Genomic DNA, 24,173 nt, shown 5'->3' with positions numbered 1-24,173 from the left:
GGCGCGCGGTGCCCCGTACGACTCAGACCCGGAACAGGCGCCGAACATCGAAGCCCGCCCCGGACGACACCCCACCCCGGCACCGCCCCCGACCCGAAACCACCCCACCGCACCCCGCCCGGCAGAGCGCCCCCCACCCCCGAAAACGCCCGGCCAGGGCAGGGGCCCGACAGGGCAACACCGCACCCGAACCCCGCCCGACCAGGGCACCCCGCCACCCCCGAACCGCCCGGCCAGGGCACGGGCAACCCCGCCCACCCCCGAACCACCCGGCCAGGGTCAGCCGCACTCCGCCCGGCCGGGGCAGCGGATCGCCAGGTCCAGGTCCGCCGCCACCCGGGCCGCCACCTCCTCCGCGTACAGCGCGTCCGCGCGTTCGAACGCCGGGCGCGACGGGCCGCGGAGGAAGGTGAGGGCGCCCAGGGTGCGGCCGCGGCTGCGGAGCACCGCGCACAGGGCGTGCGTGGCGCCCGGGGGCCACTGGCGGGCCGAGGCCCACGCCGCGGCCGCCTCCCCGGCCGGGGCGCTGGCCCGCACCGGGCCGATCCGGTCCAGGGCCTGGAGCGCCGGGTGCGCGGCCTCGTAGCGGACCGGGATCGCCCCCGGCCCGGGCAGCAGCAGGGCCAGCCCCGACGGGGACACCGCCGAGCGGACCAGACGCCGTCCCGGCCCGGGTTCCAGTACGTCGACCACCGCGTGCTCCGCGAAGCCGGCCAGCGCGAAGTCCAGCCGGACGGCGGCCGCCTCCGCCGGGTCCTCGCACTCGGCGGCGGCCCGCCCCGCCCGGTACAGCTGGTTGGTACGGAACCGCAGCTGCCCGGTGTCCAGCTCGGCCTGCCGGGACTCGGTGACGTCCTGGAACAGCCAGCCCACCCCCAGCGGCACCGGCTCCTCCGCGAGCGGCGACCCCAGCCGCAGGAACCCGCACCGCCAGCAGCGCCGCCGCACCCCCTCCGGGGTCCGCACCGACACCCACAGCTCCAGCGGCGCCGGCGGCGCACCCTCCGCCAGCACGTGCTGCAGCGCGCCCTCCAGTTCCTCCACGCCCTGCTCCAGCAGGTCCCCGAGGGGCCGCCCGAGCAACGCGCTGCGTCCGGCTCCGAAGGCGTGGGCGGCGTGCGCGTTGACCACCGCGGGGCGCAGGTCCACGTCGACGAGGACGACCCCCCAGGAGGCGTCGTCCATCAGCGCCTCGCTGAGGGCGATGGACCGCTCCAGGTCGATCTGCGCGTGGACCTCGCTGAAGGCGCAGTAGACCCCGGCGGGCTTCCCGTCGGATCCGGGCACCGCGGCGGACTGGGTCCGTACGAGGATCCGCCCGCCGTCCTTGGTCAGCAGGGCGAACTCGTGGACCTGCCGGCCCGGCGCGTCCTGCGCGGACATCAGCCGGTCCTGTACGTCGTCCGCGTCCGCGGCGCGCACCGCCCAGCCCGCGAATCCGGCCCGGCCCACCGCCTCGGCGGCGGTCCAGCCGAGGATCCGTTCGGCCTCGCGGTTCCAATGGGTGATCACGCCGTCGGCGTCGAACGCGCACAGGGCGGCGTCCATCCCGTCGAGCAGCGCTGCGAGCAGATCGTCGGCGGTCTCACTACGTCCGGAAGCCCTCACCTGGCACCCCCTGCAGGTGTTCGCGTGTGCGGCACGTCAGATCATTGAACTCGAACGTGACCCAGGCCACATCCGCTTCCCGGAAACCTCCCGGAATGTCCCACTGGGGACCCTCCGGAATCCCCGTTGGAATCCCCTCGATAAATCACTTGAGGGCCCGGGAGCGGCCGACCTAGGCTCTGACGTACACGAGAAGGGAGGTGGTTCCCGAAATGTACGGAAACCGGACGCGTGAGGTGGCTGCGGGCTAAGGGCCCGTCGTCAGCAGCGCACCCAGTGCGGTGCCCGGCGGAATCGCCCGGCGCCAATCCACAGCAGTCACCCGACCCGCGGGCTCGCCGGCACGTCCGGCCGGCTCCTCTCACTGCAGGAGAGGAACCCGAGCCCGCGGGTCGCCTGCGTCAGGGGCACACGCGTGACGCCCCCGCGGCGAAGGGCCCGCCGCCCCTACGGGCAGAGGCGCTCGACGCGCCAGCCGTCCCCGCCCGCGTCCCCGTCCAGGACGTACCGCAGCCGGTCGTGCAGGCGGTTCTCGTGACCCTGCCAGAACTCCAGCGCGTCGGGCAGCACCCGCAGCCCGCCCCACTCCGGCGGCACCGGGACCTGCTCGCCCTCCGGGTAGCGCTCCGCCAGCTCCGCGTAACGGCGGTCCAGCTCCGCGCGCGAGCCGATCACCCTGGACTGCGCGCTCGCCCACGCGCCCAGCTGCGAGCCGTGCGGACGGGAACGGAAGTAGGCGGCCGTCTCGTCCCGGCCGACCCGCTCCGCCCGGCCCGTCACGATGACCTGGCGGGCGATCGGATGCCAGGGGAAGAGCAGCGAGACGTACGGGTTCTCGTCGATCTCCCGCACCTTGCGGGAGCCGTAGTTGGTGAAGAAGACGAAGCCCCGCGAGTCGAACTGCTTCAGCAGGACCGTCCGGGAGCTCGGCCGCCCCTCGGCGGTGGCCGTCGAGACGACCATCGCGTTGGGCTCGAAGAGGTGCGAGTCGGCCGCCTGCTGGAACCACAGGGCGAACTGCGCCATCGGGTCGTCGGCGAGGTCCGCTTCCTCGACGATCTCGGAGCGGTACTGCTTGCGCATGACGGCGGGGTCAATGTCCTGATCGGTCACACGGTCATCCTGCCGCAGTACGCCGGGCACCGGTGTGCCGTATGTCACGCTTCCGCAGGCCCACCGGAACGGACAAAATCTTGGGGCCGGTCCGAGGGTTCCCGCACGGATGACCTTCGGCCCTGCCGGGCATCAACGGGGATGACCGCGCCGGACCGCGAATCACGCCGGGAGCCGCGCGTGTTCGCACTACCTGAGGAGCCGCCTGATGTCCGATTTCGTACCCGGACTCGAAGGGGTCGTCGCGTTCGAGACGGAGATCGCCGAGCCTGACAAGGAAGGCGGATCGCTCCGCTACCGGGGTGTCGACATCGAAGACCTCGTCGGCCACGTGTCCTTCGGGAACGTCTGGGGCCTGCTGGTCGACGGTGCTTTCAACCCCGGCCTGCCGGCCGCCGAACCCTTCCCCATCCCGGTCCACTCCGGTGACATCCGCGTCGACGTGCAGTCCGCGCTCGCGATGCTCGCCCCCGTGTGGGGCCTGAAACCGCTGCTCGACATCGACGTGCAGACCGCCCGCGACGACCTGGCGCGCGCGGCCGTGATGGCGCTGTCGTACGTCGCCCAGTCCGCCCGCGGCCAGGGCCTGCCGATGGTGCCGCAGCGCGAGATCGACAAGGCCGAGTCCGTGGTCGAGCGGTTCATGATCCGCTGGCGGGGCGAGCCCGACCCCAAGCACGTCAAGGCCGTCGACGCGTACTGGACCTCCGCCGCCGAGCACGGCATGAACGCCTCCACCTTCACCGCCCGCGTCATCGCCTCGACCGGTGCGGACGTCGCCGCGGCGCTGTCCGGCGCCGTCGGCGCCATGTCCGGGCCGCTGCACGGCGGTGCGCCGTCCCGCGTCCTCGGCATGATCGAGGAGATCGAACGCACCGGCGACGCCGTGGCGTACGTGAAGAAGGCCCTCGACAAGGGCGAGCGCCTGATGGGCTTCGGCCACCGCGTCTACCGCGCCGAGGACCCCCGCGCCCGCGTCCTGCGCCGCACCGCCAAGGAGCTCGACGCCCCGCGCTACGAGGTCGCCGCCGCCCTGGAGAAGGCCGCCCTGGAGGAGCTCCACGCGCGCCGCCCCGACCGGGTGCTCGCCACCAACGTGGAGTTCTGGGCCGCGATCATGCTGGACTTCGCGGAGGTCCCGGCGCACATGTTCACCTCCATGTTCAGCTGCGCCCGTACCGCCGGCTGGTCGGCGCACATCCTGGAGCAGAAGCGCACCGGCCGCCTGGTGCGGCCGTCGGCGCGCTACGTCGGCCCGGGCCCGCGCGACCCGCGCGAGATCGAGGGGTACGCCGGCATCACCGACGCCGCCGCCACGGGCTGAGGGCCCGCGTTCCCCTCCGGGCGCCGCGTCCCGTCCGGGACGCGGCGCCCCCGCACGTCCGGGGCCGTCAGCCCAGCGCCGCGTCGATCAGCGCGGACCACTGGGCCACCACCCGGGCCCGGCGGGCCCTGTCGTCGGTCAGGACGTTGGCCAGCCCCAGACCCCGGGCCATGTCGAGGAGGCCCTGCACGGTCTCCCGTACGCCCGGCAGCGACTCGTCCGCGCCCAGCAGCTCGACGGCGATCCGGTGCGTCTCACGGCCGACCCGGGCTTCGAGCTCGATGACCTGGGGACGCAGCTGCTCCTCGTTGGAGGCGGCGACCCACAGCTGGAGGGCGGCACGGAACAGGTTTCCGGTGTACAGGTCGACCAGGGCCTCGACGACCGCCGCCCGTGGCCGGGGGGCGGGAGCGGTCCCGAAGAGCTCCCGCAGGGCGGTGGAGCGTTCCTCGGCGACGTACTCGACGGCGGCGGTGAAGAGGGACTCGCGGGTCGGGAAATGGTGCTGGGCGGCGCCGCGCGACACCCCTGCGCGTTCGGCGACGACGGCGACGGTGGAGCCCGCCCAGCCGTGCTCGGCGAGGCAGGCCACGGCCGCCTCCAGCAGGTGGCGCCGGGTGACCCGGCTGCGGGCCTGCTTGGGGACGGGGCCGGTCACCGTACCCATGACGGATCCCGGCGCTCGAAGCGGGCGGTGATGCCCTCGCGGGCCTCGGCGGAGGCGAAGAGGCGTGCGGAGAGTTCCGTCAGGCGGGCGCCGTCCCGGTCCAGGGCCTCCCGTACACCGGCGGCGACCATGGCCTTGGTCTCCGCGAGGGCCTGCGGGGAGGCCCTGCGCAGGCCGTCGAGGACGGGGGCCAGGGCGGTGTCGACGTCCTCCGCGGTGTGCAGCGTCAGCAGCCCGATGCGGGCGGCCTCGGCGGCGTCGAAGGGCTCGGCGGTCAGGAGGTAGCGGGAGGCGGCGCGGGGGTCGAGGCGCGGCAGCACGGTCATGGAGATCACGGCGGGGGCCAAGCCGAGGTGGGTCTCGGTGAAGGCGTACGAGGACCCGGGCCCGGCGGCGGCGATGTCGCAGGCGCCGAGCAGCCCGAGGCCGCCGGCGCGGACGTGCCCGGTGACGCGGGCGACGACCGGCTTGGGCAGGGCGGTGACCTCGCGGAGCAGGGCGAGGAAGTCGGCGGGGTCGCAGGGGGACTTCAGGTCGGCGCCGGCGCAGAAGGTGTTGCCGGTGTGGGTGAGGAGCACCGCCCGGGTGCGGGGGTCGGCGGCCGCCTGCGCGAGGGCCTCGCGGAGCTCGGCGACGAGGCGTGCGGAGAGGGCGTTGCGGTTGGCCGGGGAGTCGAGGGTGAGGGTGGTGATGCCGGTCGCCGGCGGGGCGGCGTGCACGAGTGGGGCCATGTCTCCTCCGGAGGGGTCTGCGGGCGGGCCCGGCCGGACCCCCTGGGGGGAGGGTACGCGGCTGCCGTTGCCCTGGCCGGGCGGTTGTCTGGTGGGGCGGGGTGCCCGGCTGGGCGGGGTGCGGGTGGGGGTGGGGGTGGGGGTTGCGCTGTCGGGGCGGTTGCCCTGTGGGACGGTGCCGGGGTGCGGTGTTGCCCTGCCGGGCCGGGTTCGGTGGGGTGGCTTCGGGTGGGTCGGGGGCGGTGCCGGGGTGGGGTGTCGTCCGGGGCGGGCTTCGATGTTCGGCGCCCGTTCCGGGTCTGAGTCGTACGAGGCACCGCGCGCCGAATTCATCTCGTTTTAGCCCCGGACGACACCCCACCCCGTCCCCGCCCCCTTACGTCCGTTGTCCGGCCGCCCGTCCGCCCGTGGTTTGCCCACGCAGGTGTGCTGCTCCAGCTCGGCCGGCAACTTCAGCCTCGCCGGCGTTTGAGGCGCGGGGGTCTGGGGGCTGGCCCCCAGGAGGGGGGCCGGGGCGGAGCTCCGGGGAACGGGCGAAGGGTGGGTAGGGGACTCCGCGCAGCGGCAGCCGGCCGGAGACGCGCGGGCCGGTCAGTACGACTTGGGGAGGCCCAGGGTCTGGTGGGAGACGAAGTTGAGGATCATCTCCCGGCTCACGGGGGCGATGCGGGCGACACGGGCCGCCGTGATCAGTGACGCCAGCCCGTACTCGCGGGTGAGCCCGTTGCCGCCGAGGGTGTGCACCGCCTGGTCCACCGCGCGGACGCACGCCTCCCCCGCCGCGTACTTCGCCATGTTCGCCGCCTCCCCGGCCCCCATGTCGTCCCCCGCGTCGTACAGGTGCGCCGCCTTCTGCATCATCAGGCGGGCCAGTTCCAGGTCGATGTGCGCCGCCGCCAGGGGGTGGGCGACGGCCTGGTGGGCACCGATCGGCTCCTTCCACACCTGGCGGGTCCTCGCGTACTCCACCGCCTTGGACAGGGCGTAGCGGCCCATGCCGATGGCGAAGGCGGCCGTCATGACGCGCTCGGGGTTGAGCCCGGCGAAGAGCTGGAGCAGGCCCGCGTCCTCGTCGCCCACCAGGGCTTCGGCCGGCAGCCGGACCTCGTCGATGACCAGATCGAACTGTTTTTCCGCCGCCTGCAGTTCCATGTCGATGACCGAGCGGGAGAAGCCCGGGGAGTCGCGGGGGACGATGAACAGGCAGGGCTTCAGGCGGCCCGTGCGGGCGTCCTCCGTGCGGCCGACGACGAGGGTGGCGTCGGCGATGTCCACGCCGGAGATGAAGACCTTGCGGCCGGTGAGGATCCAGTCGTCGCCGTCGCGCCGGGCGGTGGTGGTGATGCGGTGGGAGTTGGAGCCGGCGTCGGGTTCGGTGATTCCGAAGGCCATGGTGAGGCTGCCGTCGGCGAGGCCGGGGAGCCAGGCGCTCTTCTGGGCCTCGGTGCCGAAGCGGGCGATGACCGTGCCGCAGATGGCCGGTGAGACGACCATCATCAGCAGGGGGCAGCCCGCCGCGCCCAGTTCTTCCAGGACGATGGAGAGTTCGGTGATGCCGCCGCCCCCGCCGCCGTACTCCTCGGGGAGGTTGACGCCGAGGTAGCCGAGCTTGGCGGCGTCGGCCCACAGTTCGTCGGGGTGGCGGCCCTCGCGGGCGACGCGGGCGAGGTAGTCGCGGCCGTAGCGCTGCCCGAGGGCGGCGACGGCGGTGCGCAGGGCCTGGTGCTCTTCGGTCTCGATCACGGCTGTTCCTCCTGGACTACGGCGAGCAGGGCGCCGAACTCGACCTGTCGGCCGGTGACGGCGTGGAGCGCGGTGAGCGTGCCGGAGGCGGGGGCGAGGATGCGGTGCTCCATCTTCATGGCCTCCAGCCACAGCAGGGGCTGCCCGGCGGTGACGGTGCTGCCGGGGGCGAGGCCCTCGGCGATGCGGACGACGGTGCCGGGCATGGGGGCGAGCAGCGATCCCGGTTCGGTGCGGTCCTGGGGGTCGGGGAACCGGGGGACGGGCACGAGGGTGTGGGAGCCGAGCGGGGAGTCCACGTAGACCTCGTCGTTCGCGTTGTGTTTCACGTGAAACACCCGCCGGACACCGTCGACTTCGAGGGTGACCGCCTCCGGGGTGGCGGCCAGGACGCGGACGCCCGGCTGTTCCACGGGTGCGTAGCGGGCCTCGTGGACGGTGCCCGCCACGGTGTACCGGCGGCTCTGCGGCTGGGAGCGGAGGTTGCGCCAGCCGCCGAGGCGGGCGGCGAGGCCGGCGCCGGCGGCCGGGGCCGCTTCGGCGAGCGCTGCGGCGAGGCAGGCGAGCGTGGGGTCCGGGGCGTCCTGGAGGAGGGCGGCGAGGTGGCGTTCGTAGAAGCCGGTGTCGAGCCGGCCGGCGGCGAACTCCGGGTGGCGCAGGGAGCGTACGAGGAGATCGCGGTTGGTGGTGAGCCCGTGGATCCGGGCCCGCGTCAGGGCGTCCGCGAGGATCCTGACCGCCTCGGTGCGGGTGGGCGCGTGCGCGACGACCTTGGCCAGCAGGGGGTCGTAGTGGATGCCGACGGTGTCCCCGGCGGCGAAGCCGGAGTCGACGCGGACGCGGCCGGGCACGTCGAGGGTGTGCAGGACTCCGGTCTGCGGGCGCCAGTCCCGGGCGGGGTCCTCCGCGTAGAGGCGGGCCTCGACGGCGTGGCCGGCGGGCTCCGGCGGGGTGGCGGGCAGCGCTGCGCCCTCGGCGATCCGCAGCTGGAGGGCGACCAGGTCGAGGCCGTGGACGGCTTCGGTGACGGGATGTTCCACCTGGAGGCGGGTGTTCATCTCCAGGAAGTACGGGCGGCCGTCGGCGCCGACGAGGAACTCGACGGTGCCCGCGCCCCGGTACGAGACGGCCCGGGCGGCGGCCACGGCGGCGGTGGCGAGCCGCTCGCGCAGCGCTGCGGGCAGGCCGGGGGCCGGGGCCTCCTCGATGACCTTCTGGTGGCGTCGCTGGAGGGAGCAGTCGCGGGTGCCGAGTGCCCAGACGGTGCCGTGGCCGTCGGCCAGGACCTGCACTTCGACGTGGCGGCCGCGCTCCACGTACGGCTCCGCGAAGACCTCGTCGTCCCCGAAGGCCGACCGTGCCTCGGCGCGGGCCGCTTCCAGGGCCTCCTTGAGGGAGTCCAGGTCGCGTACGACGCGCATCCCGCGGCCTCCGCCGCCCGCGGCGGCCTTGAGGAGGAGGGGCAGGTCCGCGGCGGTGGCGGCGGCCGGGTCGACGGGGTCGAGGAGGGGGACGCCCGCGGCGCGCACGAGGTCCTTGGCCCGGGTCTTGGAGGCCATGGCCTCGATGGCCGCGGGCGGCGGCCCGACCCAGGTCAGGCCGGCGGCCAGGACCTGGCGGGCGAAGTCGGCGTTCTCGGAGAGGAAGCCGTACCCGGGGTGCACCGCGTCCGCGCCGGCCGCGCGGGCCGCCTCGATCAGCAGGTCCCCGCGCAGGTAGGTGTCGGCGGGTGCGGCTCCCGGCAGGCGGACGGCCGCGTCGGCGCTGCGGACGTGCAGGGCGTCGGCGTCGGGGTCGGAGTGGACGGCGACCGTGGCCAGGCCCAGGTCGCGGGCCGTTCGGAAGATCCGGACGGCGATCTCGCCCCGGTTGGCGACGAGGAGGGAGGTGATGGGTGCGGTCATGTGGGGGCTCACATCCGGAAGACGCCGAAGCCGCCGCGGGCGCCCTCGACGGGGGCGTTGTGGACGGCCGACAGGCACAGGCCGAGGACGGTGCGGGTGTCGCGGGGGTCGATGACGCCGTCGTCGTACAGCCGCCCGGACAGGAAGAGGGGCAGGGACTCGGACTCGATCTGCGCCTCCACGAAGGCCCGCATCCCGGCGTCCTGTTCCTCGTCGTACGGGAGGCCCTTCGCGGCGGCGGACTGGCGGGAGACGATCGACAGCACTCCGGCGAGCTGCTGGGGGCCCATGACGGCGGATTTGGCGCTGGGCCAGGCGAAGAGGAAGCGGGGCTCGTAGGCGCGCCCGCACATGCCGTAGTGCCCGGCCCCGTAGCTCGCCCCGATGAGGACGGACAGGTGCGGGACGCGGGAGTTGGACACCGCGTTGATCATCATCGAGCCGTGTTTGACGATGCCGCCCTGCTCGTACTCCTTGCCCACCATGTAGCCCGTGGTGTTGTGGAGGAAGAGCAACGGGATGTCACGCTGGTTGGCGAGCTGGATGAACTGGGCGGCCTTCTGCGACTCGGCGCTGAACAGCACGCCCTGGGCGTTGGCGAGGATGCCGACCGGGTAGCCGTGCAGGGTGGCCCAGCCGGTGACGAGGCTGGTGCCGTAGAGGGGCTTGAACTCGTCGAAGTCGGAGGCGTCGACGATGCGGGCGATGACCTCGCGGGGGTCGAAGGGGGTCTTCAGGTCGGCCGGGACGATGCCGAGGAGCTCCTCCGGGTCGTACAGCGGCTCCTCGGCGCGGGACGGTTCGGCGTACGGCTTGCGGTGGTTGAGCCGGGCCACGATGCGGCGGGCCTGGCGGATGGCGTCGTACTCGTCGAGGGCGTAGTGGTCGGCGAGGCCGGAGACGCGGGCGTGCATGTCGGCGCCGCCGAGGGACTCGTCGTCGCTCTCCTCGCCGGTGGCCATCTTGACCAGGGGCGGGCCGCCGAGGAAGACCTTGGACCGGTCCTTGATCATGACGGTGTGGTCGGACATCCCGGGGACGTACGCGCCTCCGGCGGTGGAGTTGCCGAAGACGACGGCGACGGTCGGGACGCCCTCGGCCGAGAGCCGGGTGATGTCGCGGAAGATCGCGCCGCCCGGGATGAATATCTCCTTCTGGGAGGGGAGGTCGGCACCACCGGACTCGACGAGGCTGACCAGGGGCAGCCGGTTCTGCCGGGCGATCTCGTTGGCCCGCAGCGCCTTCTTCAGGGTCCAGGGGTTGCTGGCGCCGCCGCGCACGGTGGGGTCGTTGGCGGTGATCAGGCATTCGACGCCCTCGACGGTGCCGATGCCGGTGACCATCGAGGCGCCGACCGGGTAGTCGCTGCCCCAGGCGGCGAGCGGGGACAGCTCCAGGAACGGGGTGTCGGGGTCGAGGAGCAGCTCGACGCGCTCGCGGGGCAGCAGTTTGCCGCGGTCACGGTGCCGGGCGGTGTACTTCTCGCCGCCGCCGGCGAGGGCCTTGGCGTGCTCGGCCGCGAGCTCCGCGAGCCGCTCCAGGGCGGCGGTACGGGCCTTCGTGTGCTCGGCGGCGAGCGGATCGACGGTGGTACCGAGGCGGGTCATCGGGTCCCCTCAGGTGCGGGAGGCGAGCTGTCGGAAAGCCCGGGCGGGGGCGGGGCAGCGGGGGGCGGGCCGGCGGAGGGCCCGGGCCGGGGCGGGGCGGTGGGGAGGAGGTGTGTCGGGACGTCGAGGTGGCGGGCGCGCAGCCATTCGCCGAGGGCCTTGGCCTGCGGGTCGAAGCGGTGGCCGGAGGCGACGCCGTCGCCGAGGAGGCCGGGGACGGTGAAGTTCAGGGCGCGCAGGTTCGGCAGCTCGTGGCGGGCGACGGGCAGCCCCCGGGTCTCCGGGAGCAGGCTCTGGAACGCCTCCACCGTCAGGGCGTGGCACAGCCACTGCCAGGCGGCGTCGTCCTCCACCCACACCCCGACGTTGGCGTCGCCGCCCTTGTCCCCGCTCCGGGCCCCGGCCACCGACCCGAGCGGGGCACGGGTGGTCGGCCCGTGGCCGCCCCGGGCCGCGCCGGCGGCCCCCGGCTCCGGTGCCGCGGGCGGCGGGGCCGGGGAGAGGACCGGCGGGGCCGGGTCCGGGGCAGTGGGCGGCGGGGCCGGAGACAGGGAGAGGGCCGGCGCGGCCGGGACCGGCAGGCGGGTGCCGTCGTCCAGGACCGCCATGTGCGGGACGGACCCGGCCGGGACCAGGGCCGAGGTGAACACCCCGTACGGCTGCGCGGGGCCCGGCGGGGCCGTCACGTGGAAGCCCGGATAGCTGGCGAGGGCCAGCTCGACCGCCGCCGAGGTCAGCGCCCGCCCCACCCGGTCCGGGGAGGGGTCGCGCACCACCAGCCGCAGCAGGGCGCTCGCCGCCTCCTCCGTGTCGGCGTCCGCGTGGTCCGTGCGGGCGAGGGTCCAGCGGACGGAGTCCACCCCGCGCAGTGCTTCGGCGAGCTGTGCCCGCACCAGGGCGGCCTTGGCCTCGATGTCGAGGCCGGTCAGGACGAAGACCACCTCGTTGCGCCAGCCGCCGACGCGGCTGACGCCGACCTTGAGGGTGGTGGGCGGGGGCTCCCCCCGGACCCCGCTGATCCGGACCCGGTCCTCGCCGTCCGGGGCGAGGCGGACCGTGTCCAGGCGGGCGGTGACGTCGGGGCCCAGGTAGCGCACGCCCTGCGTCTCGTACAGGAGTTGGGCGGTGACGGTGCCCGGGGTGACGGCCCCGCCGCTGCCCGGGTGCTTGGTGACGACCGCCGAACCGTCCTCGGAGACCTCCGCGAGCGGGAAGCCGGGCCGCCGGACGTCGTGGCCGGTGAAGAAGGAGTAGTTCCCGCCGGTGGCCTGCGTACCGCACTCCAGGACGTGCCCCGCGACCACCGCCCCCGCCAGCCGGTCGTACTCGTGCGGGCCCCAGTCGAACCACCAGGCGGCCGGCCCGCTCACCAGGGCCGCGTCCGTGACCCGGCCGGTCACGACCACGTCCGCGCCGGCCCGCAGGCAGGCGGTGATCCCGGCACCGCCCAGGTAGGCGTTGGCGGTGAGCGCGTCCTTCCCGTACGGCATCAGGTCGTCGCCCTCGACGTGCGCGACGGAGACGGGCACCCCCACCTCGGCCGCCAGCGCCCGTACGGCCGCGGCCAGCCCGGCCGGGTTCAGCCCGCCCGCGTTCGTCACGATCCGCACGCCCCGCTCGTGCGCGAGCCCGAGGCCTTCCTCCAGCTGCTTCAGGAAGGTCTTCGCGTAGCCGAGGGCGGGGTCCTTCAGGCGGTCGCGGCCGAGGATCAGCATGGTGAGCTCGGCGAGGTAGTCGCCGGTGAGCACGTCCAGCGGTCCGCCTGTCAGCATCTCGCGCACGGCGTCGAACCGGTCCCCGTAGAAGCCGGACGCGTTGCCGACGCGCAGGGCCCGGCGCGTCACGGGGCGGTCCCCCGCACGGTCCCCCCGGTAGCCGTCCGGGGCGTTCCCCCGGGAGCCCCCGGCGGCGCCCCCCGGTCCCGCGGCTCCCGGCCCGGTCCCGCGGGACCGGCGAAGGCCTGGGCGATGCCGAGCCAGCGGTCGGCGTCGGGGCCGGTCGCGGTGAGGCCGAGGTCGGCGCGGTGGGCGCGCTGCGTGACCAGCAGGCAGAAGTCCAGCGCGGGTCCGGTGATCCGCTGCGGGGCGTCGGCGGGGCCGTACGTCCACACCCCGTCTCCGTCCGGAGCCGTCAGCTCGACCCGGAACTCGCCGTCCGGCGCCGGCAGGCCCCGGACGGCGTACGCGTAGTCGCGCGCCCGCACCCCGATCCGCGCGACGTGCCGCAGCCGGGCCGTGGGGGTCCGCCGTACGCCGAGCGCGTCGGCGACGTCCTGGCCGTGCGCCCAGGTCTCCATGAGCCGGGCGCTCGCCATGGAGGCGGCCTTCATCGGGGGCCCGTACCAGGGGAACCGGACGTCGGGGGAGGCGGCCGCGAGCGCCGCGTCGAGGGCGGCCCGGCCCTCCCGCCACCGGTCCAGCAGCTCGGCGGGCGCCAGCACGGCCCCCTCCTCGGCGCCCTCGTCGACGAACGACTCCGGGGACTCCAGCGCCTGCTCCACCATGCGCGCGAACGCCCCGGCATCGGTGAGGGAGAGCAGCGCGGCCCGGTCGGTCCAGTGCAGGTGGGCGATCTGGTGGGCGACGCTCCACCGGGGCGCGGGCGTCGGCCGCGTCCAGGCGGGGCCGGACAACCCGGTGACGAGCGCTTCGAGTTCGCGGCCCTCCTCCCGGAGGTCGGCGAGAAGACCGGTGAAAACGGCGGCGGCGTCGACGGCGGACGGATCGGGCACGGCGTGCTCCCCTCTCGGCGTGCGGGGAAGCCTGGCAGCCTCCACTAAAACAATCAAGCGTGCTTGCATGATTTGGCTGAAGTGGACGGCATTCACGCCAGGGCCGTCAACGCACGCTGCCGGTCGGGGATTTGGGGCGTACCGAACATCCCCCGAGGCCCGGACGAGGACAGCGGCGGGCCACGTCCGCAACGATCAGGGACGGTTCCGGCCGTACGCCGGGAAGGCGGCCTGACGGCGCCCGCCCGGGCCGATACTGGGGGCTTCCCGCCCGTGCGGCCGCCGCGCCGGGCTCCGCACCGCCTCCCTCCACGCGCCCCTCCACGCCACCGACGACGAGGACGGTCCGCCGTGAAGAACCCCGCTGCCCCAGCCTCCTTCCCCTCCCCGCCCCACGCCCCCTCCCTCTACCCCGAGCTCGACGCGACCGCCCTCACCGCCTTCGCCACCGCCCTGGAGAGCGGCGACCTCAGCGCCCTGCCGCCCGCGCGCGCCGCCGAGGTCCAGGCGTTACGGGCCGTGGCCGTCTTCAGCCGGGGCGAGGTGACCGGCGCCTGCGGCGACCTGCTCGACGCCGCGCTCTGGTGCCACACCGGGCCCCGGCCGCGGGCGGCGGTGGTGATGCCCTCGCCGTGGACCGGCCTGGGCTGGACCGCGTACGCCGTCCAGGCCACGGCGTTCGCGGCGCGCGGCTACGACGTCCTCGCCTACACCGCCCGGGGGTTCGGCCGCTCCGACGGCCAGGCCGACTTCGCCGGGCCGCTGGACGTGGCCGACGGCCGACGGGCCCTGGACCACCTCCTGGAACGCGCCGCCGGCCCGGTCACCGGGATCGGCTTCCTCGGCGTCTCCTACGGCGCCGGCATCGGCCTGCTCACCGCCGCGCACGACCCCCGGGTCGACGCGGTGGCGGCGCTCAGCACCTGGGGCGACCTCGGCGCCGTCCTGCACGAGAACTCCACCCGCCGTACCGCCGCCGTGCACGCCCTGCTCAGGGCGGCGGAGCGGGCCCGGCTGAGCCCGGAGACGGAAGGGGCCCTGGAGGACGTCCTGGCCGGCCGGGACGCCGGGGGGACCCTGCTCTGGGCGCAGCGGCGCTCGCCCTTCGGCCACGTCAAGGAGTTCAACCGCCGGCGGCTGCCCGTCCTCTTCTCGCACGCCTGGCACGAGACGCTCTTCCCCGCCAACCAGACGCTGCGGCTGTTCGACGAACTCACCGGCCCCAAGCGCCTCGACCTGTCCGTCGGGGACCACGCAGGCCCCGAGAGCGCGGGCCTGCTCGGACTGCCGAGCACGGTGTGGACGGACGCGCACCGCTGGTTCGACCACCACCTGCGCGACGCCGCCAACGGGGTGGACGGGGAGGCGCGGGTGCTCTCCGAGGTGATGTGGACCCGCGCCCTCGAACCCGCCGACGGTCTGCCCGCCCCCGGCAGCGAGGTCCGCCGGCTGTACCTGACGGGGCGCGGGGAACTGGCCGGCGAGCCCGAGCACGGCTGGACGGCGAACCTGCTGTGCGGGGTGGACACCCCGGTCACCGCGGCCGACGCGGTCGTGCGCTCCGGGTACGCGGAGATGGCCGGCCGGCCGAAGTCGTACCCGGCCGGGGAGATCGACGCCGCCGCGGCCTCGTCGGTGACCGCCGCCTGGACCGGCCCCGCCGCCGAAGCGACCCTCCGCGTACGGGGGATCCCGCGCCTGCGCGTCACGTACCGCGCCGCGAACTCCGGCTCCACCTTCGTCGCGTACCTCCTGGACCTCGCCCCGGACGGCTCCTCCCGGCTGATCTGCCACGCCCCGTTCAGCGACCCGCACTCCCCGCCCGACAGCCTGGTGAGCGCGGACATCGACCTCCAGGCCACGGCGTACGACGTCCCGCGCGGGCACCGCCTCCTGCTGGTGGCGACCGCCCGTGACCCCTTCTACGGGGACGCCAACCTGCCGCGCGCGACGCTGGCGTTCACCTCGCCGGAGCCGACGCCGTCGTACGTGGAGGTGCCGGTGGGGTGAGGGGTGCCGGTGGGGCGAGGGGTGCCGGTGGGGTTAGGCCGGGACAGATGTCTATACGAACGTATTGAACAACCGTATAGATCCTGGGTAGGGTTCATCAGGTCAAGGCGTGAACGAACCGCGAAGGGACCCACCATGGCCGCCGAAACCGCCACCACCGCCGCCAGCCGCTCTGAACTGCTGATCGGCGGACGGCGGTTGTCGTACCTGGACTTCGGCGGCACCGGCCGTCCGCTGGTCGCCCTCCACGGCCACCTGTCCGAGGGCGTCACCTTCGCCGCCCTCGCCCGGGCCCTCGGTCCCGAGTGGCGGGTGATCGCCCCGGACCAGCGGGGCCAGGGCGAGTCCGACAGCGCCGCCGACTACACGCGGGAGGGCTACCTTTCCGACATCGGCTGCCTGCTGGACCACCTCGGACTGGACCGCGTCGTCCTGCTCGGGCACTCCCTCGGCGCCATCAACGCCTACCAGTTCGCCGCACGCCACCCCGAGCGCGTGAGTGCCCTCGTGAACGCCGAGGGCCCGGCTGCGCTCGGGCTGGACGGCTCGAACCCGCTGGGCTTCCTGCTGGACCTGCCCCACGAGGCCCCGACCCGCGAGGCGCTGCTCGCGGGCCTCGGGGCGGCCGCGCCGTACTTCGCGGACCGGCTCCGGGAGAACGGCGACGGCAGCTGGCGCCTGCCGTTCCGCCCCCCGGAGATGTACGACTCCGAGCACCACGTCCACGGCGACCACTGGGCGGACTGGACGGCGGGCACCTGCCCGGCACTGCTCGTCCGCGGCACCAGGGGGGTCATCCCGGCCGACCAGGCCCGGGCGATGACCGAGCGCCGCCCCGGCACCACCCTGACGGAACTCGACACCGACCACTTCGTCCACACCGCCGCCCCGGAGGCCTTCGCTGCGGTGGTGCGCCGGTTCCTGGAGGGGGCGGGGCGGGGCGGTGTTTAGGGAGCGGGATGCTGGTGGGGCGGTCTCGGAGACGGTTTGGGGGGTTCCCGGCAGTCCCATCGTCCTTCCGGTTCAGGCCGGCCCGTCAAGGGCGCTCCTTCGTCGCGTCGCTTCGCGATGGCCTTCGGCCACCCTTGACCGACCGACCCGCCCCGGAAAGCCGAAAGACTGCCGGGAACCCCCCCCGAAAGGACGGTCATGGGGCAGGAGAAGGGGAGCGGCCCCCTCAGCGATGAGACGGGCGGCCGGGCCCTGGCCACGTCCCGCATCCGGGCCCGTGTACTGCCCGGCCAGGCCAGGGGCCCGGCTACCCGCACCACATGACGATCAGGACCCCATCCGGGACCGGCAGGCGCGACAGATCGCTACGCGCTCCTCCCGGCATAGCGTCCGACGACCGTCCTCGGCCGATACCCGCACCACATGTCGACCAGGGCAGCATTCCGGGACGGATGGGCGCATCAGATCGCTACGCGCTCCTCATTTCTCGGCGGCTGACGGCCGTCTGGGGTTGCTGTCCGCGCTGACGAGTGAGGGCCATCATGGGGAGGTGCCGCACATACTCAACGCGCCAGGAGCGCTCACCGACAGGGGGCGGCGCTTCCTGTCCGCGCAGGGCCGCGCCGTTCCTTTCCCCGTGAGGAAGAACCCGGGCGAGGTCGCCGAGCGGCTCGCGGCTTTCCCCGGCGTGGACACGGCGATGGTCCTCGCCGGGCTCCGGCGCGCACAGGCCCGCTACGGCGGGCTGGTCTACAGGTCTTCGGCGTGGTCGTTCAAGGAGGAGATCCGCTTCCAGCCCTGGCCGTACTACGTGGACAGCGCCGAACACGGGCCGTTGGGAGAGTTCATCGACCACGAGGTGGCGCATCCCTACACCGTCGCGCTCCGGGGTGACGGCACGGTGGTGTACCGGTTCGGGCGGGACGTGGCGGTGTTTCCGGATCCCGACGCCCTCATCGAGGCGGACGCCCTGTACTGGGAGTGCGAGAGGTGGATTCCAGTGATCGAGCCGGAGCCACGGCAGTCCACGGCGGGGGTGTGGGAGGCGGCGTCACGGCTGCCGCTGATCGAGGGTTCAGGCCACACGGAGTGGTGGTGGGAGTCCGACGGGTTCCGGGTGCACCTGTGGAGGACGTTCGCGGAGCTCTTCGAGCAGGAGCGGCTGGCGCAGTGGGGACTCTGGGCGCGGGACGAGGCGGGTCTGCGGGCCGCCCACCGGTTCCTCGCGGAAAACGCTCTTCCGGCTAGGGTGAACGGCACATCGTGAACCGGAACAAGGAGCAGACGTGAGTGCCATCGCCCTGCAGCAGGAGATCGCGCGGGAACTCCAGGTCGCCGAGACCTTCGAGGCCGAGCGGGAGATCGAGCGCCGGGTGGCCTTCCTCACCGAGCGGCTGACCTCCACCGGTCTGCGGTCCCTCGTACTCGGCATCAGCGGCGGCGTGGACTCGACCACCACGGGCCGGCTCTGCCAGCTCGCCGTCGAGCGGGCCCGTGCGGCCGGGCACGAGGCGCAGTTCTACGCGATGCGGCTGCCCTACGGCGTCCAGGCCGACGAGCACGACGCGCAGCTCGCGCTGTCCTTCATCCAGGCCGACCACGTGCTGACCGTGGACATCAAGCCCGCCAGCGATGCTGCGCTCGACGCGTCAGTGGCCGCCGGTGTGGGCTTCCGCGACGCCCACCACCAGGACTTCGTCCACGGCAACATCAAGGCCCGTCAGCGGATGATCGCCCAGTACGCGGTCGCCGGCGCGCACGCCGGTCTGGTGGTCGGCACCGACCACGCCGCCGAGGCCATCTCGGGCTTCTTCACCAAGTTCGGCGACGGCGCGGCGGACGTGGTCCCGCTGACCGGTCTGACCAAGCGCCGGGTGCGCGCCGTCGCGGACGCGCTGGGCGCACCCGCCGAGCTGGTGTGGAAGACCCCGACGGCCGACCTGGAAACCCTCGACCCGGGCAAGGCCGACGAGGACGCCCTCGGCGTCACGTACGACGACATCGACGACTTCCTCGAGGGCAAGCCGGTGAACGAGCGCGCCTTCGAGACGATCGTCCACCGCTACCGCCTCACCGAGCACAAGCGCCAGCTCCCCATCGCCCCCTGACCCTCCCGGATGCTGCCCTGGTCAGCATGAGGTGCGGGTATCAGCCCAAGACTGCTGGCAGACGCCGAGATCTGAGGAGCGCGTAGCGATCTGACGCGCCCACCGGTCCCGAAAGGGGCCCTGATCGTCATTTCGTGCGGGTGTCAGCCACGGACGGTCGCCGGACGCCAAGCCGGGAGGAGCGCGTAGCGATCTGACGCGCGGGGGTGGACCGCCGGGGATCTGCGGGGCCCGGATGCCCGGCGGACCGACGCCCGGCCGCCCGTCTCATCGCTGAGACGCCCGTCCTTCGGCCATGGACCGTGCCGTTCTTTTGGGGGGTTCCCGGCAGTCCTTGTCTTTCCGGGGCGGGACGGCCTGTCAAGGGTGGAGCGAAGCGACATCGCGAAGCGACGCGACGAAGGAGCGCCCTTGACAGGCCGGCACGAACCGGAAGGACGATGGGACTGACGGGAAACCCCCGAACCAGCCCTGACACCGCCCGCCGGCACCCCGCCCCTCACCCCGCTTCGCGGGGCCCCGTCCCCCTCTGCGACCTGACCGCGCCCATGCTCGCCGCGATCACCAGGGCGATCGCCAGCGCGTCGAGCGCCGACATGCCCTGGCTCAGGAGCAGGAAGCCCGCGGTCGCCGCGATGGCCGGCTCCAGGCTCATCAGGATCGCGAAGGTGGGGGCCGGGAGGCGGCGCAGGGCGAGGAGCTCCAGCGTGTACGGGAGCACCGACGACAGCACCGCCACGCCGAGGCCCAGTGCCAGCGTGCTCGGGGTGAGGAGGGCGGAGCCCGCGTCCACCACGCCCAGCGGGAGCGAGATGACCGCGGCCACCGCCATCGCCAGGGCCAGTCCGTCCGCCTGCGGGAAACGGCGGCCGGTCCGGGCGCTGAAGACGATGTACGCCGCCCACATGACGCCAGCGCCCACCGCGAAGCCCGCGCCGAGCAGGTCGAGCCCGCCGATGCCCCCTCCGCCGTGTCCGGCCAGCAGGGCGACGCCGGCCAGGGCCAGGGCGGCCCACAGCAGGTTCACCAGGCGACGCGAGACGATCACGGACAGGGCCAGCGGGCCGAGCACCTCCAGGGTGACGGCGGGGCCGAGCGGGATGCGGTCGATGGCCTGGTAGAAGAGGCCGTTCATGCCGGCCATGGCGGCGCCGAAGGCGACGACGGTGCCCCAGTCGGCACGCGTGTACCCGCGCACCCTGGGCCGGCACAGGACGAGCAGCACCAGCGCGGCGGCCGCGAGCCGCAGCGTGACCACGCCCGCCGCACCCACCCTGGGCATGACCATCACCGCGAGGGCGGCTCCGAACTGCACCGACACGCCGGCCGCGACGACCAGTGCGATCGGCCCGAACCGCGAGTCCCGGGCGGCGCCGGAGCCCCGGCGGGAATCCGCACCTGAACCCGCACCTGAACCCGGACCTGAAACGACCGGACCGGAAACGGAACCGGAAACGGAACCTGAAACCGGTCCGGAACCCGGACCGGAACCGGAAATGGCAGGGGTCGTCGGGGACGAGGAGGAGGGCGCGGGCATGAATCCAGACTAAGGGGTCCGTAAGGACCATCCCGCCGTGTTTTACCTTACATCGGCCCCGGAATCCGGCCCTCCCCTCTCCCCATCCCCCATCCCCTCCGCGAGCAGTTCCGCCAGGTGCCGCGCCCGGCGTCCGGAGAGCTGCGCGATCTGGGTGCGGCAGGAGAACCCGTCCGCGAGTACCGCCGCGTCCGGTGCCGCGTTGCGCAGCGACGGCAGCAGCTGTTCCTCCGCGCACGCCACGGAGACGGCGTGGTGGCCGGGTTCGAAGCCGAAGTTCCCCGCGAGGCCGCAGCAGCCGCCGCTCAGCTCCCCCGTGAGCCCCGCGCGTTCGCGCAGCCGCCGGTCGGGGGCGTCCCCGAGGACGGCGTGCTGGTGGCAGTGGGTCTGGCCGGCGAGGGGCCGGTCCAGGCGGGGCGGGGTCCAGTGGGGGGCGTACTCCTCCAGGGTCTCCGCGAAGGTGCGGACGGCTGCGGCGAGGCGGTGGGCGCGGGGGTCGTCGGGGAGGAGGGCGGGGAGGTCGGTGCGCAGGGCCGCCGCGCAGCTGGGTTCGAGGAGCAGCACGGGGTCGCGTACCTCCCCCAGGGTGTCGAGGGTGCGCAGCATGACCTTGCGGGCGCGGTCCAGGCGGCCGGTGGAGACGTACGTCAGCCCGCAGCACACCGGGCGGCGGGTGGGGACGGTGACGTCGAGGCCGGCCGCCTCCAGGACCCGGACCGCGGCGCGGCCGGCCTCGGGGGCGAGGTGTTCGGTGAAGGTGTCGGGCCACAGGGTCACGGTCACCGCCCCGTCGGGACCGGGCGCCGCCGCGCCGGCCTCCCGCACCCCCCGGCCCGCCTCCCGCACCCCCCGGCCCCGCTCCCACTCCCCAAGGCCCCGACCCCCACCCCGCCCCAACCCCCGCGTGAACGGCACCCGTGCCAGTGGTGGCAGTTGCCGTTCGGGGGCCAGGCCGGGGACGCGCAGGGTGCGGCCGGCCGCGTTGACGAGGCGGGCCGCGCGCAGGGCGGAGATCAGGCGGAGCCAGGCCGGGAGGCCGCCGAGGATGTAGTGGGCCAGGGGGCGCAGCCGGCCGGACCAGTGGCGGTGCAGGAACTCCGCCTTGTACGCGGCCATGTCCACGCCCACCGGGCAGTCGCTGCGGCAGCCCTTGCAGCTCAGGCAGAGGTCCAGGGCCTCGGCGACCTCCTCCGAGCGCCACCCGTCGGTGATGACCTCCCCGGTCAGCATCTCGTGCAGCAGCCGGGCCCGGCCGCGCGTGGAGTGCCGTTCCTCTCCCGTGACCCGGAACGACGGGCACATCACCCCGGGCCCGCCGGGTTCGGCGGTCCGGCATTTGGCGACGCCGACGCAGCGGGCCACCTCCTCGCCCAGCGCGGCGCCCCGCGCCACCGCCGCGAAGCGGAGGTTCTCGTCCAGCCGCGCCGGGCGGACCAGGATCCCGGGGTTCATGCCGCCCGCCGGGTCCCACACGTCCTTGTACGCGCCGAAGAGCTCCATGACCCGCGGCCCGTACATCCGCGGCAGCAGTTCCGCGCGGGCCTGTCCGTCGCCGTGCTCCCCCGACAGGGAGCCGCCGTGGGAGACGACCAGGTCGGCCAGGTCTCCGGAGAAGGAGCGGAAGCGGGCCACTCCGGCCGCGGAGACCAGGTCGAAGTCGATGCGGACGTGGACGCAGCCCTCCCCGAAGTGCCCGTACGGGGTCCCGTGCAGCCCGTGCTGCGCCAGCAGGGCCCGGAAGTCGCGCAGGTAGGCGCCGAGCCGGGCCGGCGGGACCGCGCAGTCCTCCCACCCCGGCCAGGCCATGCCGCCGTCCGGGGTCCGGGTGGCGGTGCCGGCCGCGTCCTCGCGGATCCGCCACAGGGCGCGCTGCACCTCCGGGTCCGTCACCAGGGCCGCGTCGAGGGCGTCGGCCTCCCGCAGCAGGCGCCGGGCCGCTCCCTCGTCCGGCATCTCCACGAACAGCCAGGCCCCGCCCCTGGGGAGCCCGCGGGCGCCGCGCACCAGGTCCTCGGCCATGCCCTCGACGGTGAGCGGCCCGTGTCCGAGGAGTCCGGCGGCGGCGTCGGCCGCCGCGCTCTCGTCGGGGTAGCCGAGGACCGCGAGGACCGGCGCGGGCGGCGGTTCGACGAGGCGCACCACCGCCTCCGTGACCACGCCGAGGGTGCCCTCGCTGCCGCAGAAGGCCCGGGCGAGACGGACGCCCCGTTCGGGGAGCAGCGCGTCGAGTCCGCCGTAGCCGGAGATCCGGCGGGAGAAGGAGCCGGCGGCGAGGCCGGTGCGGAGTACGGCCAGGTTGCCTTCGACGAGTTCCCGCAGTCCCGCCGGGGCCCCGTTCCAGCCGGTGCCGATCCGGTGGGCGGCGCCCCCGTAGAGGGTGACGTTCAGCTCCGCGACGTTGTCGGCGGTGGTGCCCCAGGCCACCGAGTGGGCCCCGCACGCGTTGTTGCCGATCATTCCGCCGAGGGTGCAGCGGGAGTGGGTGGACGGGTCGGGTCCGAAGGCCAGCCCGTACGGGCGGAGCGCGTCGCGCAGCCGGTCGAGCACCAGGCCGGGCTGGACGACGGCGGTGCGGGCGTCGCGGTCGACGGACACGAGGGCGTTCATGTGCCGGGTGAGGTCGAGCACGACCCCGACTCCCGTCGCCTGCCCGGCGATGGAGGTGCCGCCGCCGCGCGGTACGACGGGCACGCCGGCGTCGGCGCAGATCCGCAGGGCGGCCGCCACGTCGTCGGCGTCGCGCGGGGCGGCCACGCCGACCGGTACCCGCCGGTAGTTCGAGGCGTCCATGGTGGCGAGGGCCCGTGCGGCGGCGCCGAAGTCCACCTCCCCGCGCAGCTCGGCCCGCAAGGTCCGCTCGAGTTTCCCTGGAGACGTCACGGATCCCACCTTCCCACCCGTGTCCGTCTCACCGGGTGGACGCGGCTCCGACGCCCGGTCCGGTACCCGATACGCTCCGCTCGTGGCTGAGATCCAGATTCCCGCTGACATCAAGCCCGCCGACGGACGCTTCGGCGCGGGCCCCTCCAAGGTGCGGACAGAGGCGCTGGACGCCCTCGCCGCCACCGGTACCTCCCTGCTCGGCACCTCGCACCGCCAGGCCCCGGTCAAGAACCTGGTCGGCTCGGTGCGTCAGGGCCTCCGGGACCTCTTCTCCCTGCCCGAGGGTTACGAGGTGATCCTGGGCAACGGCGGCTCCACCGCCTTCTGGGACGTCGCGACCGCCGGTCTGATCGAGCGGAAGTCCCAGCACCTCACCTTCGGCGAGTTCTCGTCGAAGTTCGCCAAGGCCGCGAAGCTCGCGCCGTGGCTGGACGAGCCGTCCGTGATCTCCTCCGAGCCGGGTACGCACCCCGAGCCGGTCGCCGAGGCGGGCGTGGACGTGTACGCGTACACGCACAACGAGACCTCGACGGGTGTGGCGGCTCCGGTCCGGCGCGTGGCGGGCGCGGACGCCGGGTCCCTCGTCCTGGTGGACGCGACCTCGGGTGCCGGCGGTCTTCCGGTGGACATCACCGAGACGGACGTCTACTACTTCGCCCCGCAGAAGTCCTTCGCCTCCGAGGGCGGCCTGTGGCTGGCGGCGTTCTCCCCGGCCGCCCTGGAGCGTGCCGCGCGCGTGCACGCCTCGGGCCGGCACATCCCGGAGTTCTTCTCGCTGCCGACGGCGATCGACAACTCGCTGAAGAACCAGACGTACAACACCCCGGCGCTGTCCACGCTGTTCCTGCTGGACCAGCAGCTGCGGTGGATGAACTCCCAGGGCGGCCTGGAGTTCACGACCTCCCGCACGGCGGCCAGCGCGCGCAACCTGTACGGCTGGGCGGAGGCGTCGAAGTACGCCAACCCCTTCGTCCAGGACGCCGACAAGCGCTCCGCGGTCATCGGCACGATCGACTTCTCCGACGACGTCGACGCGGCGGCGGTGGCGAAGGTGCTGCGCGCCAACGGCATCGTGGACACCGAGCCGTACCGCAAGCTGGGCCGCAACCAGCTGCGCGTCGCGATGTTCCCGGCGATCGACCCGGCGGACGTGCAGGCGCTGACCGCCTGCGTCGACTACGTGATCGAGCGGCTCTGACCGCGGCTTTCACCGCGGCTCCCGCCTTCGGGCGGGCGTGACGCACGTGTCGTCCTGA

At 74.3% G+C, this 24,173-nt stretch carries 17 protein-coding genes; 6 read left to right on the top strand and 11 right to left on the bottom strand.

Annotation, left to right across the window (positions count from 1 at the left end; genetic code table 11):
* Positions 1–279: 279 nt before the first annotated feature.
* Together ACZ51S_RS32760 and pdxH are read right to left on the bottom strand one after the other, a co-directional pair.
* Entirely contained in the window at positions 280–1,608 is a 1,329-nt protein-coding gene (locus ACZ51S_RS32760; protein WP_468479382.1) for a PAS domain-containing protein, read from the bottom strand.
* Positions 1,609–2,055: 447 nt separating this feature from the next.
* Positions 2,056–2,691 carry a pyridoxamine 5'-phosphate oxidase gene (gene pdxH / locus ACZ51S_RS32755; protein WP_468479407.1) on the bottom strand — a complete coding sequence of 212 codons (636 nt, stop codon included), beginning with the start codon at positions 2,689–2,691 and terminating at the stop codon, positions 2,056–2,058.
* A 238-nt stretch (positions 2,692–2,929) separates the two neighbouring features.
* Between pdxH and ACZ51S_RS32750 the strand changes: the two genes are divergently transcribed.
* A complete protein-coding gene (locus tag ACZ51S_RS32750; RefSeq protein WP_468171042.1) occupies positions 2,930–4,045 on the top strand; it encodes a citrate synthase 2 in 1,116 nt (371 codons plus the stop codon).
* A gap of 67 nt (positions 4,046–4,112) precedes the next feature.
* Here ACZ51S_RS32750 and ACZ51S_RS32745 read toward each other — a convergent pair whose 3' ends face one another.
* The 7 genes from ACZ51S_RS32745 to ACZ51S_RS32715 form a co-directional block, all read right to left on the bottom strand.
* Positions 4,113–4,712: a TetR/AcrR family transcriptional regulator gene (locus ACZ51S_RS32745; protein WP_468479383.1), complete on the bottom strand. Its 600-nt coding sequence runs from the start codon at positions 4,710–4,712 to the stop codon at positions 4,113–4,115.
* A complete protein-coding gene (locus ACZ51S_RS32740) occupies positions 4,700–5,443 on the bottom strand; it encodes an enoyl-CoA hydratase family protein (RefSeq protein ID WP_468479384.1) in 744 nt (247 codons plus the stop codon). The genes ACZ51S_RS32745 and ACZ51S_RS32740 overlap by 13 nt, the downstream gene beginning before the upstream one ends.
* 591 nt (positions 5,444–6,034) lie before the next feature.
* Positions 6,035–7,186 carry an acyl-CoA dehydrogenase family protein gene (locus ACZ51S_RS32735; protein ID WP_468803708.1) on the bottom strand — a complete coding sequence of 384 codons (1,152 nt, stop codon included), beginning with the start codon at positions 7,184–7,186 and terminating at the stop codon, positions 6,035–6,037.
* Positions 7,183–9,090: an acetyl/propionyl/methylcrotonyl-CoA carboxylase subunit alpha gene (locus tag ACZ51S_RS32730; protein ID WP_468962886.1), complete on the bottom strand. Its 1,908-nt coding sequence runs from the start codon at positions 9,088–9,090 to the stop codon at positions 7,183–7,185. The genes ACZ51S_RS32735 and ACZ51S_RS32730 overlap by 4 nt, the downstream gene beginning before the upstream one ends.
* Before the next feature lie 8 nt (positions 9,091–9,098).
* Positions 9,099–10,697 carry an acyl-CoA carboxylase subunit beta gene (locus tag ACZ51S_RS32725; RefSeq protein ID WP_468886714.1) on the bottom strand — a complete coding sequence of 533 codons (1,599 nt, stop codon included), beginning with the start codon at positions 10,695–10,697 and terminating at the stop codon, positions 9,099–9,101.
* A complete protein-coding gene (locus tag ACZ51S_RS32720; protein ID WP_468962888.1) occupies positions 10,694–12,469 on the bottom strand; it encodes an acyclic terpene utilization AtuA family protein in 1,776 nt (591 codons plus the stop codon). Before ACZ51S_RS32720 ends, ACZ51S_RS32725 begins: the two co-directional genes overlap by 4 nt.
* Before the next feature lie 68 nt (positions 12,470–12,537).
* A complete protein-coding gene (locus ACZ51S_RS32715) occupies positions 12,538–13,428 on the bottom strand; it encodes a TIGR03084 family metal-binding protein (RefSeq protein ID WP_468962884.1) in 891 nt (296 codons plus the stop codon).
* Between the two features lie 351 nt (positions 13,429–13,779).
* Between ACZ51S_RS32715 and ACZ51S_RS32710 the strand changes: the two genes are divergently transcribed.
* From ACZ51S_RS32710 to nadE, 4 genes are all read left to right on the top strand, one after another.
* Positions 13,780–15,438 carry an alpha/beta fold hydrolase gene (locus ACZ51S_RS32710; protein ID WP_468962882.1) on the top strand — a complete coding sequence of 553 codons (1,659 nt, stop codon included), beginning with the start codon at positions 13,780–13,782 and terminating at the stop codon, positions 15,436–15,438.
* 135 nt (positions 15,439–15,573) lie between these two features.
* Positions 15,574–16,389 (top strand): alpha/beta fold hydrolase, encoded by an 816-nt coding sequence (locus tag ACZ51S_RS32705; protein ID WP_468886720.1) that lies wholly within the window; start codon positions 15,574–15,576, stop codon positions 16,387–16,389.
* Between the two features lie 637 nt (positions 16,390–17,026).
* Complete coding sequence (locus ACZ51S_RS32700) at positions 17,027–17,656, top strand: hypothetical protein (protein WP_468803704.1); 630 nt, start codon at positions 17,027–17,029, stop codon at positions 17,654–17,656.
* Positions 17,657–17,675: 19 nt separating this feature from the next.
* Entirely contained in the window at positions 17,676–18,497 is an 822-nt protein-coding gene (gene nadE, locus ACZ51S_RS32695; protein ID WP_468479392.1) for an ammonia-dependent NAD(+) synthetase, read from the top strand.
* Positions 18,498–18,996: 499 nt separating this feature from the next.
* Here nadE and ACZ51S_RS32690 read toward each other — a convergent pair whose 3' ends face one another.
* Positions 18,997–20,034: an EamA family transporter gene (locus ACZ51S_RS32690; protein WP_468962879.1), complete on the bottom strand. Its 1,038-nt coding sequence runs from the start codon at positions 20,032–20,034 to the stop codon at positions 18,997–18,999.
* A gap of 42 nt (positions 20,035–20,076) precedes the next feature.
* Positions 20,077–23,025 (bottom strand): FAD-binding and (Fe-S)-binding domain-containing protein, encoded by a 2,949-nt coding sequence (locus ACZ51S_RS32685; RefSeq protein ID WP_468962877.1) that lies wholly within the window; start codon positions 23,023–23,025, stop codon positions 20,077–20,079.
* Here ACZ51S_RS32685 and serC point away from each other — a divergent pair.
* The gene (gene serC / locus ACZ51S_RS32680) at positions 22,997–24,115 is read left to right on the top strand and encodes a phosphoserine transaminase (protein WP_388942204.1); all 1,119 of its coding nucleotides are present in this window, start codon (positions 22,997–22,999) and stop codon (positions 24,113–24,115) included. The two genes, ACZ51S_RS32685 and serC, sit on opposite strands and share 29 nt — an antisense overlap.
* Positions 24,116–24,173: the final 58 nt, after the last annotated feature.

It is taken from the genome of Streptomyces sp. NPDC034043 (assembly GCF_055575675.1).
Note: the sequence above shows the minus strand (reverse complement) of the source record. Positions and strands in the feature narration are given on the sequence as shown.

What these genes read in the sequence shown, in the direction of transcription:
- pdxH (WP_468479407.1), bottom strand. Translation starts at nt 2,691, where the DNA reads ATGCGCAAGCAGTACCGCTCCGAGATCGTCGAGGAAGCGGACCTCGCC.
- ACZ51S_RS32750 (WP_468171042.1), top strand. Translation starts at nt 2,930, where the DNA reads ATGTCCGATTTCGTACCCGGACTCGAAGGGGTCGTCGCGTTCGAGACG.
- ACZ51S_RS32745 (WP_468479383.1), bottom strand. Translation starts at nt 4,712, where the DNA reads ATGGGTACGGTGACCGGCCCCGTCCCCAAGCAGGCCCGCAGCCGGGTC.
- ACZ51S_RS32740 (WP_468479384.1), bottom strand. Translation starts at nt 5,443, where the DNA reads ATGGCCCCACTCGTGCACGCCGCCCCGCCGGCGACCGGCATCACCACC.
- ACZ51S_RS32730 (WP_468962886.1), bottom strand. Translation starts at nt 9,090, where the DNA reads ATGACCGCACCCATCACCTCCCTCCTCGTCGCCAACCGGGGCGAGATC.
- ACZ51S_RS32725 (WP_468886714.1), bottom strand. Translation starts at nt 10,697, where the DNA reads ATGACCCGCCTCGGTACCACCGTCGATCCGCTCGCCGCCGAGCACACG.
- ACZ51S_RS32720 (WP_468962888.1), bottom strand. Translation starts at nt 12,469, where the DNA reads ATGCTGACAGGCGGACCGCTGGACGTGCTCACCGGCGACTACCTCGCC.
- ACZ51S_RS32705 (WP_468886720.1), top strand. Translation starts at nt 15,574, where the DNA reads ATGGCCGCCGAAACCGCCACCACCGCCGCCAGCCGCTCTGAACTGCTG.
- ACZ51S_RS32690 (WP_468962879.1), bottom strand. Translation starts at nt 20,034, where the DNA reads ATGCCCGCGCCCTCCTCCTCGTCCCCGACGACCCCTGCCATTTCCGGT.
- ACZ51S_RS32685 (WP_468962877.1), bottom strand. Translation starts at nt 23,025, where the DNA reads ATGTCAGCGGGAATCTGGATCTCAGCCACGAGCGGAGCGTATCGGGTA.